The organism is Chryseobacterium sp. (assembly GCF_022712095.1).
Lineage (GTDB): Bacteria > Bacteroidota > Bacteroidia > Flavobacteriales > Weeksellaceae > Chryseobacterium.
In genome coordinates this window covers 1-11,686 of the sequence record NZ_JALAHD010000310.1, presented here as the reverse complement: position 1 = coordinate 11,686, position 11,686 = coordinate 1, and the positions used below count along the sequence as shown (strand labels likewise).

General features: G+C 34.2%; 13 protein-coding genes. 3 read left to right on the top strand and 10 right to left on the bottom strand.

The genetic code is table 11. From position 1 onward, the window contains the following. The first annotated feature begins 52 nt into the window (after positions 1-52). Positions 53-985 carry a hypothetical protein gene (locus Q0A18_RS15650; RefSeq protein WP_292011098.1) on the top strand — a complete coding sequence of 311 codons (933 nt, stop codon included), beginning with the start codon at positions 53-55 and terminating at the stop codon, positions 983-985. 86 nt (positions 986-1,071) lie between these two features. Next, complete coding sequence (gene pth / locus Q0A18_RS15645) at positions 1,072-1,635, top strand: aminoacyl-tRNA hydrolase (protein WP_292011097.1); 564 nt, start codon at positions 1,072-1,074, stop codon at positions 1,633-1,635. An 89-nt stretch (positions 1,636-1,724) separates the two neighbouring features. Here the strand turns inward: pth and Q0A18_RS15640 are convergent, their stop codons facing one another. The 9 genes from Q0A18_RS15640 to Q0A18_RS15600 all read right to left on the bottom strand — a co-directional run bounded on the left by Q0A18_RS15640 (position 1,725) and on the right by Q0A18_RS15600 (position 9,448). Further along, complete coding sequence (locus Q0A18_RS15640) at positions 1,725-3,320, bottom strand: SulP family inorganic anion transporter (protein ID WP_292011096.1); 1,596 nt, start codon at positions 3,318-3,320, stop codon at positions 1,725-1,727. A 167-nt stretch (positions 3,321-3,487) separates the two neighbouring features. Continuing rightward, complete coding sequence (locus tag Q0A18_RS15635) at positions 3,488-3,787, bottom strand: hypothetical protein (RefSeq protein WP_292011095.1); 300 nt, start codon at positions 3,785-3,787, stop codon at positions 3,488-3,490. A gap of 25 nt (positions 3,788-3,812) precedes the next feature. Then, a complete protein-coding gene (locus Q0A18_RS15630) occupies positions 3,813-4,478 on the bottom strand; it encodes a carbonic anhydrase (protein WP_292011094.1) in 666 nt (221 codons plus the stop codon). A gap of 154 nt (positions 4,479-4,632) precedes the next feature. Beyond that, positions 4,633-5,187: a serine acetyltransferase gene (locus Q0A18_RS15625; protein WP_292011093.1), complete on the bottom strand. Its 555-nt coding sequence runs from the start codon at positions 5,185-5,187 to the stop codon at positions 4,633-4,635. Between the two features lie 4 nt (positions 5,188-5,191). After that, positions 5,192-6,349, bottom strand: coding sequence for a glycosyltransferase (locus Q0A18_RS15620; RefSeq protein WP_292011092.1), 1,158 nt, complete (start codon positions 6,347-6,349; stop codon positions 5,192-5,194). Beyond that, positions 6,350-6,913 (bottom strand): DapH/DapD/GlmU-related protein, encoded by a 564-nt coding sequence (locus tag Q0A18_RS15615; RefSeq protein ID WP_292011091.1) that lies wholly within the window; start codon positions 6,911-6,913, stop codon positions 6,350-6,352. It abuts the gene before it with no gap. Then, positions 6,910-8,067, bottom strand: coding sequence for a glycosyltransferase (locus Q0A18_RS15610; RefSeq protein ID WP_292011090.1), 1,158 nt, complete (start codon positions 8,065-8,067; stop codon positions 6,910-6,912). Before Q0A18_RS15610 ends, Q0A18_RS15615 begins: the two co-directional genes overlap by 4 nt. Then, positions 8,067-8,906, bottom strand: a complete 840-nt coding sequence (locus Q0A18_RS15605) for a glycosyltransferase (protein WP_292011089.1) — start codon at positions 8,904-8,906, stop codon at positions 8,067-8,069. The genes Q0A18_RS15610 and Q0A18_RS15605 overlap by 1 nt, the downstream gene beginning before the upstream one ends. Then, the gene (locus Q0A18_RS15600; protein ID WP_292011088.1) at positions 8,906-9,448 is read right to left on the bottom strand and encodes an acyltransferase; all 543 of its coding nucleotides are present in this window, start codon (positions 9,446-9,448) and stop codon (positions 8,906-8,908) included. Before Q0A18_RS15600 ends, Q0A18_RS15605 begins: the two co-directional genes overlap by 1 nt. 105 nt (positions 9,449-9,553) lie before the next feature. On the opposite strand from Q0A18_RS15600, the gene Q0A18_RS15595 reads away from it, so the two are divergent. Further along, positions 9,554-10,321: a class I SAM-dependent methyltransferase gene (locus Q0A18_RS15595; protein ID WP_292011087.1), complete on the top strand. Its 768-nt coding sequence runs from the start codon at positions 9,554-9,556 to the stop codon at positions 10,319-10,321. Positions 10,322-10,370: 49 nt separating this feature from the next. On the opposite strand, the gene Q0A18_RS15590 is transcribed toward Q0A18_RS15595, so the two are convergent. Next, complete coding sequence (locus Q0A18_RS15590; RefSeq protein ID WP_292011086.1) at positions 10,371-11,321, bottom strand: glycosyltransferase family 2 protein; 951 nt, start codon at positions 11,319-11,321, stop codon at positions 10,371-10,373. Between the last annotated feature and the right edge of the window lie 365 nt (positions 11,322-11,686).

Sequence of the window (11,686 nt, the reverse complement as noted above, 5' to 3'; positions counted from 1 at the left end):
TTTTATTTAAAAAAAAATTATATTTGTGGAAAAATAAATAATCACTAAGAGAATGAAGCAACTTTTCTATTTTATTTTATTATTGGCGGGTTTTTCTTCTATACATTCTTGTAAGGACATGCTGGATGAGGATGGAAGCCCATTATTAGACTTTAACAATACCGGAGGCTTGAATGGGCCTAGAGCTTTATACAGAGAAATTACTGATTCTGATACTATAGCGGAATATCATTATAATGGTTTGCTTTTATCCAAAGTTATTACAGATAGTGCTTCAATTACAGATGTGATGTATAGCGGAGATAAGGTAAGTAAAATTACTTTTAACGGCTTTCTTGATCTGGATGGTAATGGAAATCTGGATAAAGATAGTGTTTCTTATACGCAGTTATTTACCTATAATGGTACCGGAAGATTAGAATCTATTTCAGAAAACCGCAGTATTTTCAGAAGACCTGATCCTGTTCCTCCGTCTACTACACCAGGAGCGCAGACTCTTTTAAGAAAAACAAAAACTCTTTACAATATCAAATACAGTGCATCTACAAGTAAGCTGGATTCAATAATCATGAGAACAGGAGAGGATGTTTCAGGAACTCCTTTCGACTATACCAATTATTCTAAAACAGCTTATACATATTTAGGAGATAATATTTCCGCTGTGGAAAGGCACTATGGTCCTATGGCAGGAGGAATAATGGGGGCTGCCGTAACTAAGTACGGATATGAGTATATCAACTATGATACGCAGATCAGTCCATATACATTATTACCTACAGCGTATAAGATTTCTTCACTTTTAGCTACTGAAACCAATGATTTGAGAAGCTTTATTTTATCTCCGAATAATCCAAAGAGAATGTCAGTTACGGATCTTACATTGCCTATTCCTACACCTGTCATTTTCTCTACAGATTATAATTATGACGCGCAGACTTATATGACGAAGGGATACGGAGTGAATTATATCTATAAACCATTGTAAGAAACTATTTTTAACAATATTTAAAACTCAGTCTTATAAAGATTGAGTTTTTTATTTTTATCTCTTAATTTTACAAAAAATTTCTAATGAAATACTTAATTGTCGGTTTAGGGAATAAAGGTGCAGAGTATGAGAATACCCGCCATAATATAGGATTTAAAGTAGCTGATAAAATTGCAGAAATTTTGGAAACATCTTTTAATACTACCAACTTTGGATGGATGGCAGAAGGAAAGTATAAAGGGAGAAAAGTTCTTATTCTGAAACCGGATACCTATATGAATCTTTCTGGAAATGCGGTGAAATACTGGATGCAGAAAGAGAATATTCCTTTGGAAAATGTAATGATCATCACTGATGATCTTGTGCTGCCCTTTGGGACTTTAAGAATGAAAATGAAAGGTTCGGACGCCGGGCACAACGGACTTAAAAATATACAGGAAGTATTACAGACCCAAAATTATCCAAGAATTCGTTTTGGAATTTCAGCGGATTTTTCAGAAGGAAGACAGATAGACTATGTATTGGGAACCTGGAATGAAGAGGAAACCGAAAAACTTCCTGAACGTATCGACAAATTTGCAAAAGCCTGTCTGTCTTTTGTCTTTGCCGGAATCAATAATACGATGTCTTCATTTAACGGAAAATAATAAGGCATCCATTATGAAATGTAAAAGACCATCATTACGATGGTCTTTATTATATACTTTAATTGTATTTCCAATCTTCCTGAAGTCTTTTACATAGCTCGTTTATGAGTAATCAGAACATGTGAATCCTGGTCACGTGCATAGTCCTTATATGAGGTTCTAAATCCTAACAATTCCACATCAATCCCTTCTTCTTTAGCTCTTATATTGGCAAAATCCTGTATCATTTCCAATACATCGGTAGTAATATATGAAGTTCCTCTTGCATCAATAGTTACAGAAGAATTAGGACGTATATTTTTTAAAGTTTTTTTGATCGCTGCTTTGTTTAAGAAAGAAACTTCTTCTGCAAGCTTAATATTGATTCCATCTGCATTATCCAGTTTTTCTCTGCTTAGATAATAAGCCCGTTTCATATTTCCCTGAAGTACATAGAATATGGATATCGCTAACCCTATTCCAACTCCTTTCAATAAGTCTGTTGCAACTACAGCTACAACGGTAGCAACAAATGGAATGAACTGAAATTTTCCCAAATGCCAGAAATGTTTGAATGTGGCAGGTTTTGCCAGTTTATAACCTACTAATATTAATACGGCTGCCAATGTAGCAAGAGGAATTAAATTAAGGATAAACGGGATAGAAAGTACGCAGACTAAAAGCAAAACACCATGAATCATTGCCGAAACTTTAGATGTAGCTCCTGCGTTGGCATTTGCAGAACTTCTTACTACTACGGAAGTCATAGGAAGACCTCCGATGAATGAACTTACCATGTTTCCGATTCCCTGGGCTCTTAATTCCAGATTAGTATCTGTAATTCTTCTCTGCTGATCCAGCCTGTCTGATGCTTCAATACATAATAGTGTTTCAATAGATGCTACAATAGCAATAGTAGCTCCTACAATCCATACCTTCGGATTCATGAATCCATTAAAATCTGGCATAGTGATCAGATTTTTAAAATCATCTAAAGATTCGGGTACAGGGAGAGATACCAAATGTGTCGGGCTAATAGCTAATGAGCTTCCCATCATTTTAAAAATTTCATTTAAAAGTATACCCGCTGCAACAGCTACCAAAGCTCCGGGTAACATTTTGAGCCTTTTAAGAGCCGTTACATTATCCCAAATCAAAAGGATTGCTATGGAGACAAAAGTTACGATAATTGCTCCCGGATGTATTGCTCCTATAAGTTCTGTAAAATAACTAAAATTAATCCCATTACTGAATAAAGTCTGATTTCCTTCATAATCCTGATCGAAACCGATGGCATGAGGAATTTGTTTTAAAATAATAATGATACCAATGGCAGCGAGCATTCCTTCAATAACGTTGTTGGGGAAGTAATTAGAGATACTTCCCGCTCTTATGAACCCCAGAATTAATTGAATAACTCCAGCGATGATTCCTGCGCAAAGAAAAAGTTCAAATGCACCTAAGTCTGTAATAGCCGTCAAAACAATAGCCGTTAACCCTGCGGCAGGACCTGATACTGAAATATGAGAATTACTAAGAAGTCCTACGACCAGACCTCCCACAATCCCTGAAATGATTCCGGATAACGGTGGCGCACCTGATGCTAAAGCGATTCCTAAACAAAGAGGCAGTGCCACTAAAAATACGACAAGCCCTGAAGGGAAATTCTCCTTGATTCCTCCTAATAATGAATGTGTTTTTTTCATAATGCTTTTTTTGAAAAATAACTGTGTGTATAGCCAATGAGTCTGTTGATAAACATCAGATATAAAAGATTGGAAATTTAATTGTAAAGTATATGTATTCAATATCAAAAATGACATGAATTTTTGTTCATAACCATTAAGGTTAAAAACAGGCTGATACCTAAAAATTAAACTTCCGGAGGAGGAGAAAATATAGTGATAAAAGGTGACAGATGAAAAGAATCATCTATCAGCACAAAAGATCTGCCTTCTAAATCCGGCTCGAAAAACTTAAGATAGTCATAAACATCTAAAGCTTTTGGAAGTGCCTTTTCATAGACAACAAAAGATGAGGAGTGAGAATGTGGTTCTTCTTCATTGACTATTACATTGGTCTGAAGGAGATCCCAACCAGCAACTGCAGCAATACTCGGCAGTGCTGTAAAGTTTAGGAAAACCATCAATGTAATAATGCTCCAGAGTTTCATTTACATTCTTTTTTTAGAAAGATTATTATTTCTTTCTGCTCATAACCCAGTCAGATTCTGTAAGATTATAGATTTTCTGGATATCTTTTAGGACTTTTTCGAAGTCGATTTCCAGGTCAATAATTCTACCTGTTCTGAGGTCGAACACCCAGCCATGTACGATCGGATACTCTTCTAAAATGTATCTTTCCTGTACACAGGCCATTTTTACTACGTTAATACACTGCTCCTGAACATTCAGTTCAACCAGTCTGTCATAACGTTTACCTTCATCTTCGATAGAATCTAGTTCTGCCTGGTGTAATCTGTACACATCACGAATAGTTCTCAGCCAAGGATTCATTAATCCTAGATCCTGAGCGGTCATCGCTGCTTTTACACCCCCACAGTTGTAGTGTCCACAAACAATAATGTGCTTTACTTTGAGATGTTCTACAGCATACTGAATAACAGCTGTGGAACTCATATCTAAAGTGTTAACCACATTGGCGATGTTTCTGTGAACAAAAACCTCTCCCGGTTTAGCTCCCATCAATTCCTCAGCAGTAGCTCTACTATCCGAACATCCGATATAAAGATAATCAGGATTTTGAGTTTTAGCTAATTCATGAAAGAATTCCGGGTTGTCTGCAATTTTAGATTCTACCCACTTCTTGTTGTTTTCGAAAATAACTTCGTACGATTGTGACATAAATTTTGAATTTTAAGTTGAACAAATTATTTATTTCGTTTAAATTATTTCCAAATACAATAGATTCTATCAATAATTATGCAAAAATAAAATATTTGATGAAAAATCAATCTATTTTAACAAAGTTTAATATTAATTCAAAATAATGACCATATTAGACTCTATTGTTAATATATCCGTGAGTGGCATCTTCACTGGGATATATTTTAGCTGGGTTTCCCATGACTATGGAATTGGCGGGTACATCAAAATTTACATAAGAATTGGGAGCTATTAATACATTATTTTCAATATTAATACCTCCTACTATCACTGCATTGGTCCCAATCCATACATCATCACCAATTACCGGAAATCCTTTATTTTTTCCCCGGTTCTGCTGGCCGATGGTAACACCCTGTGCAATATTACAGTTTTTACCAATCTTAGCATTGGGATTAATAACAAGGCTTCCCCAATGCCCAAGATAAAAACCCTCTCCGATTTCTGTTTCAGGATAAATCTGGTAGCCGTATTTTATCTGATAATGTCTTAGAATAAACTTCCAGAACACTCCGATTACAGGTTTATGTATATTCTTGCCTGCTTTTCTGAAAACATATATAAAGTGCAGATTCGGATTGATACACTTTTTCCAGATTTCCAATGTTGAAAGCCATTTTCCGCTTTCCCGATAAAAATCTTTTTGGATAATAGAATAATCTGACATAACATTATACATTATCAATTATTTCCTGCAGATGCTGCACCGATCTTTCCAAGACGAATGGCAACTCTGTTTGATCTATTTCTTTTTTATATTGTTCAGCAATTTCAGGATGAAGCAGGAACTTTTTCATTCCTTCATAAATTCCTTCTTCTGAATTAGGAGTAATGGTTCCTAATTTTCCGTCCTGTAAAAGGTCCTTTATTCCTGAAATATCAGTTGCTGAAATAGGTTTGTTAAGAATAAGTGCTTCGGCGATGATGGTGGGAAAACCTTCATGTCGCGAAGACATTACATAGTAGTCTGCCTTTTTCAGGTAGGGATAAGGGTTGCTCTTAAAACCGAGCATTTTAGCTGTTTTCTGTAATTCAAGTTTATTCAGCAAATCCTGGATATTGACAAAATCATATCCGTCTCCAATGATGAGTAAATTATGTTTTAACCCTTCATCAATCAGTTTTTTATGAACATGTAGAAGTCTGTCATACCCTTTTTGAGGATACACGGTTCCTACTGTAACAAAAGTGGGAATACCGTCCTCCTCTGCAAAAGGATAATCATCAATGGGAGCATTTGCTTTCTGCAGGGTGTCGTTTTTGTCTATGGGATTAAATATCTTGATTACAGATTGTTTTTCCTTATCATTACGAGCCAGTTTGTGCATGTTTTCCTGTAGCTTATTGGAAATGACAAGGATCTTGTCAAATTTAAAAAATTGCCGGATAACATCGTTTGTATACTCTTTTAAATTAAAGATGTCATTTTGTACCCAGATAATTTTTTTTGAATCTTTCTGTGGGCTGGACAATATTTCTTTATACATTCCGTGTATGGCAGCCAGCTCAACATCGTATTTTTTATTTTTAAGTACGAACCTGTAAAGAAGGGAAGGGAACCAGAGAAACATCTTTTGGTATAAAACGCGGTATGCTTTAACAGGAATTTCATGGGGCTTATTAGTAGTGATCATTTCTCCTTTTATCAGGTAGTAAACGTTTACCCATGAAGGAACCTCTTTAATATATATTCCTGAATAGAGATTGATCAATAAATCAACATCATACTTATCCGGGGAAATATTTTTAAGAAAAGTTACAAGGACTTTCTCAGCACCTCCATGGCGCAAAGATCCTATACGGATAAGTATTTTCTTTTTTTTCGGCATTTATTTTTTTACGGGTTTATAAGTATGTGGAAGGTGTTTTTTAAGATATGCTTCCAGTTGTTTTCTGTCTTTTTCCAGCTCAAGAGGATAAACCGTATTATTGGCTAATAACTTATCACCATATTGTTCAATTGTACATATGAATTTGGCGGGGGCACCTGCATAGATAGTATTATCGGGAACTGAGCTGCTTACAACACTGAGCGAACCTACAATACAGTTGTTTCCAATAGAAACACCGGGTAAGAGAACGGCTCCTTTTCCAATAAAAGTGTTATTACCGATTTTTATTCTTCCGAAAGTTCTTCCGTCCTTATATTTTTCGATTCTTTTAGTTACCCGGCCGTCTCCACCGTGATTGATAAAAGAAACTCCTTCGGCGATGGTTACATTATCACCCATTTCAATGAGGAAAGGCTCCGATCCGAAGTTAGGGATTCCCTGTACATATAAATTGTCACCTACTTTTAATCCGTTATCAATAGCCACTTTAATTGTAATATGCTTTACCATGCTCTCATAAAGTGAACGGATTTTTAATATGATTCTATATAAAATTATCATGGCTGGGCCAGTTTTAGGATTATATTTTCAACAGCATCAAATATTTTCTGATTATCGAACTGATCTTCGATATTAACTAGATTATCTTTGATTTCAGAGACCAATTCCGGATTAGTCAAAAATTCTTTCATTGCCTCATACATTTCATCTACTTCATAATTGATGAGATATCCATTTTTTTTATGAGTAATCATTTCAGGGATTCCTCCCACATTGGTGGAAATAATAGGTTTCTGGAGAATTAATGATTCTGCAATAATAAGAGGCCAGCCTTCAGATTCGGAAGAGAGTATGAAAAAGTCAGCATTCTTTACATAGGGATAAGGGTTGGTAAGAGACCCTAGGAGTTCGAAACTATCAGTGACATTCAAATTTTTAGCCTGTATTTTTAACCTTTCTTTTTCTTCTCCGTCTCCGATTACTGTTATATGATGAGCAAAACCTTCATTCATTAATTTTGCATGAGCTTCCATAAGTTTGTGAAATCCCTTTCTGCTGTGTAATCTTGCTACCGAAACAAAGGTAGGAACTTTCGGACGTTCAGGAGTGAACTCTGCAGCTTTCTTTTTTAATTCCTCAATAGGAATTGCATTTAATATCACCTGATTCTCTGGTAAATTGAAATCAGGATATGTTTTTACAAAAATATCTTTTGTCTGTTGTGAACCAAAAATAAAATAATCAAAACGAGGAATCTGTTCCAATACCTGTGGAATAAGGGGCTGGAATTTAGGTACGGTAATATCAGAATGAAACCATCCTATCTTTTTTGAATCCTTGTTACTTGAGTTGAGAACCATTGAAAAGGTAGAATAGGAGGGAGCAATTTCCACATCATATTTTTCCTTTAATATCTTATCTGCTATTTTGGAGTCTTTTTCGGCTTTTATAAGTTTCAATTTTCTTCTTGCGAGCTGAATTTTTTGAATGAACGGGTTTTTAGATAAATCTTCTTTTCCGTTTACAAGATATACTTTGCGTATGTGTTTGGGGAACTCATCACGTAACTCTCCCTGATTCATAGTCAAACACACTGTAATATCGAATTTTTCCGGATCAAGATTATTGACCATACTTAAGACAACTTTTTCAACTCCTCCCATTTCCATGAAACGATGCCTGAAAAGAACTTTTATTTTTTTATTGTTAGACATTAGCCAAAAATTGATTCTAAGGTAATTTGAATTTTTTTCTTTATTCTAAATGGAAGTTTATTTTGATAATCAAGAAGGAGAAATATATCTTCGGTACGAGTGAATTCCTCTGGAACTTTACAACCGTTAATAACCTTTAGTTTTCTCCGCTTCATGGCGTTAAAAATGACTTGTGCAAAGTAGTCATAAGATTGTTTTTTATTTTGATATTGAGAAATCCCTCCTTTATGAGTTCGATAAAAATAATTAATTTCATCAATGAAATATACTTTTCCTTTTTCATAAAGCTTAAGATATAAATCCTGATCTTCTCCAATTTTTAAACTGGAATCCATTTTTTCTGTTTGTTCGTAAATATTTTTTCTGAAATTAACAAAATGCGAAATCTGGATAGGATAATTAAAGAAAAAAGGATCATTATTCTGTACCTGCCTTGCTAATTTAGAAGGGGCTATAGATTGCAGGTTCTCATCACATGTCATAAATCTTGAATATGTAATGACTACCTTCTTTTTAGATTGAAAAATCTTTATGGAGTGCTCGATTGCAGTGGGAGCTAAGGCGTCATCAGGATCTAAAAAGCCACAGATTTCACCTGTCGCAAGTTCTATAAGTTTGCTTTTAGTGACTCCCACTCCTGAGTTTTTTTCGTTTTCAAAAAACTTAAATCGGATATCCCCTGAAATTATATCTAATATATCCCTTTTCTCATTTTCACTGGATGCGTCATCTAAAATAATAGCTTCCCAATCTTTATAGGTCTGTTGTAATAAAGAATCATAGCAAGCTTTAAAAAACCTTGCATTATTATAGTGAGCAATAAGAACAGAGAATTTCATTACTGATGCTTAAAAATTAATTCTTGTTTATTAACGACTGTGGTATTGGCTGGAATATCTTTATAAATAGTACACCCGGCTCCAATAATACAATTATCTCCTATTGTAACTCCTTTTAAAACGGTTACATTCGTTCCTAACCAACAGTTTTTTCCAATTCTGATTGGAGCTGTGGAAAACTCGGAATGAAAAACTTTGAATTCGGGGGAAGTCTGATATGCATGGTTATGATCATATAACTTTACATTTTCGCCAAATAATGTATTTTCGCCAATTGATATGTTGTCGAGACAATTGATGGAGCAAAAGTTATTCATAAAAAAATTGTTTCCCAGCTCGAGACAGGCATTCTTCTGTACCAGAACATGAACATAGTTTCGAAAACTGACAGAATCACCTATACTAACATTTTTAAGATCAGGATGTAAGATGAATCGGTTATCAGTACCTAATCTGATATTTTTAAAAAAAACATTAGGGTGCTTATTTAGTAATGAAATCTGACTTTTCCTTTGAAGTTTTTCAAAAATTTCATGAAACATATTTTGGATTTTATTTTCTTTCGAACATGAGTGAAGAACAAAGATAATTTGTTTTTACAAATTTTTAATAAAAAAAAATTAAATTTGTTTAATTAAAAAAAACAAATGAGTGAAATAGTAAGAGTATTTAAAACTTTTCTTGGATATATTAAAAGGCCGGACCTGTATCCTGAATTAGGAAGGAAAATTATTAAAAATACCTTTAATAGGAGCAATGCTTTTAAAGGAAAAGATAAGACACTTGTATGGGCTGCATCTAAGGCGATTTCACAGGAAGAAGCCATTATCCGGCTTTTTGGTTTAGACAATCATTTTCAGACAAACTTTAAAGACGTATTGGTAAGTGCAAAAAAAAGGGAAGAAGAATGTCCTGTTAAAATGGGAGGAGCCGGAGCGTTGGAGCTTATATATTATTCCTGTGTTTATACCAAGGCTAAAAATGTTCTTGAGACAGGAGTCGCTTACGGATGGTCGTCTTTAGCTTCTTTGCTGTATCTGGATCAGCATACTGGGACATTGTTTAGTTCTGATATGCCTTATCTTGGTCAGGATAGCGATGAATATGTAGGATATGTCATACCGGAGAAGTTTAAAAGTAAATGGAAACTATTCAGATATGCTGATAGAGAATCCTTACCTAAAATCTTTGCTGAAAATAAAATTTTTGATGTTGTTCACTATGATTCTGATAAGAGTTATAATGGAAGGATGTGGGCTTATAAAGAATTGTACGCACACTTGAGAAAAGGCGGTGTTTTTATAAGTGATGATATTGGAGATAATTCGGCTTATCAGGACTTTTGTGAAAGCCATCATATTGAGACAACGGTCGTTGAGTTTGAAGGAAAATATGTCGGAGTATTTATAAAATAAAGGTATTTAAACTCTGCCAAAATATTCAAACTAACTTTTTTAGCAGGGTTTAGTATATTTTAAATAATTCCTTTCTGAAATTAATATTGTATAATCCCGAACGAATACTTTTATAGTCAATAAAAAAGTACTTTATGACCATTTTCCATTTTTTTAATAAGGAAGGTTGATTTGCAATTAAAAAACTGCGGTATACTCTTTGAATGTGAAGCTTTAAGTCGTCGATTATTATTGCTTCATTTTGAGCCCAATTATTAACCTCTTCCCATAACAGAACTCTTGTGGAAGCAGGTTTTATTTTTCCAGAATCTACCTGTGTTATTCTGTTGTTTTCATGAACTCCTCTCATGGAAACTGCCTTATCAAGAATTCCAGAATGTAAACGGAGATAATAGGAAAGGCGGAATAAAAATTCAGTATCCTGATGTAATCTGAGATGAGTTTTAAAATAAGTTTTTATTTTAGATAAAGCGCTTGTACGTATAGTTAGAGCATCAAGACTGAATAGTCCGAAACTCCCCTTTAGCCCAATCAGTCCGGGGAATACATTTTGTGGAGGATGCTGCTGATAAACAGTAGTTAATCGATCCTGAAATAATTTATAATATTGATTTTTAGCCTTATCAGAATAATAGTGTACTCCTATGGCCCCGTACACTCCATCGACATCTTCATTTGTGAATAATTCTTTTTCTGCATCAAAACGATTAGGGCAATAATAATCATCGGCATCCAAAAATGCAATGAAATCTCCAGTGACCTTTTCCATGCCAAGATTTCTTGTGGCACCTGCACCATGATTTCCTTTATCAGGATGCTGGAAAAGTTTAACTCTTGTATGTTTTTTTGCTAATTGCTGGCATACTTGAAGTGCATTGTCAGGAGATTGGTCCTCAACTAGAATAACCTCATGTACTTCTTCAAATTGTAATGCGGATTCAACTGCTTGGGTAATATATTTTTCGGCATTATAAACAGGAATGATGACTGATATTTTCATGAAAATGAGAGCGAATTATGTTAACTGTAAAAGCAGGGCTTTGATGTTTTGTTGGGAGAAATATTTTTTATTGATGCAGGGGAAGCTGTCTTTATATACAATAAAATTTAGATAATGTTCTTTATTTTTTGAAATTTCGAAACTGTTGGAATATTTATAAAATAATTATATTCAGCAGGGTAATAATGTTTCAATAATGAATTCAAAAGTCTGTGATATAATGCAGGGTTTTGAAAGTTAATCACTTTTATTTTACAAATCATGATATTTCATTTAAGATTGGGAACAGTATTCTTAAATAAATCATAATTGAATATAATGTCATTATTAATAATAATCATTTTCTTCATCTTTTTGGGTATAAC

Excerpts from the sequence above, each read along its gene's own strand:
- Q0A18_RS15650 (WP_292011098.1), top strand. The coding sequence starts at position 53 with ATGAAGCAACTTTTCTATTTTATTTTATTATTGGCGGGTTTTTCTTCT.
- Q0A18_RS15610 (WP_292011090.1), bottom strand. The coding sequence starts at position 8,067 with ATGTCTAACAATAAAAAAATAAAAGTTCTTTTCAGGCATCGTTTCATG.
- Q0A18_RS15630 (WP_292011094.1), bottom strand. The coding sequence starts at position 4,478 with ATGTCACAATCGTACGAAGTTATTTTCGAAAACAACAAGAAGTGGGTA.
- Q0A18_RS15620 (WP_292011092.1), bottom strand. The coding sequence starts at position 6,349 with ATGCCGAAAAAAAAGAAAATACTTATCCGTATAGGATCTTTGCGCCAT.
- Q0A18_RS15640 (WP_292011096.1), bottom strand. The coding sequence starts at position 3,320 with ATGAAAAAAACACATTCATTATTAGGAGGAATCAAGGAGAATTTCCCT.
- Q0A18_RS15595 (WP_292011087.1), top strand. The coding sequence starts at position 9,554 with ATGAGTGAAATAGTAAGAGTATTTAAAACTTTTCTTGGATATATTAAA.
- Q0A18_RS15590 (WP_292011086.1), bottom strand. The coding sequence starts at position 11,321 with ATGAAAATATCAGTCATCATTCCTGTTTATAATGCCGAAAAATATATT.
- Q0A18_RS15605 (WP_292011089.1), bottom strand. The coding sequence starts at position 8,906 with ATGAAATTCTCTGTTCTTATTGCTCACTATAATAATGCAAGGTTTTTT.
- Q0A18_RS15600 (WP_292011088.1), bottom strand. The coding sequence starts at position 9,448 with ATGTTTCATGAAATTTTTGAAAAACTTCAAAGGAAAAGTCAGATTTCA.
- Q0A18_RS15635 (WP_292011095.1), bottom strand. The coding sequence starts at position 3,787 with ATGAAACTCTGGAGCATTATTACATTGATGGTTTTCCTAAACTTTACA.
- pth (WP_292011097.1), top strand. The coding sequence starts at position 1,072 with ATGAAATACTTAATTGTCGGTTTAGGGAATAAAGGTGCAGAGTATGAG.
- Q0A18_RS15625 (WP_292011093.1), bottom strand. The coding sequence starts at position 5,187 with ATGTCAGATTATTCTATTATCCAAAAAGATTTTTATCGGGAAAGCGGA.
- Q0A18_RS15615 (WP_292011091.1), bottom strand. The coding sequence starts at position 6,913 with ATGATAATTTTATATAGAATCATATTAAAAATCCGTTCACTTTATGAG.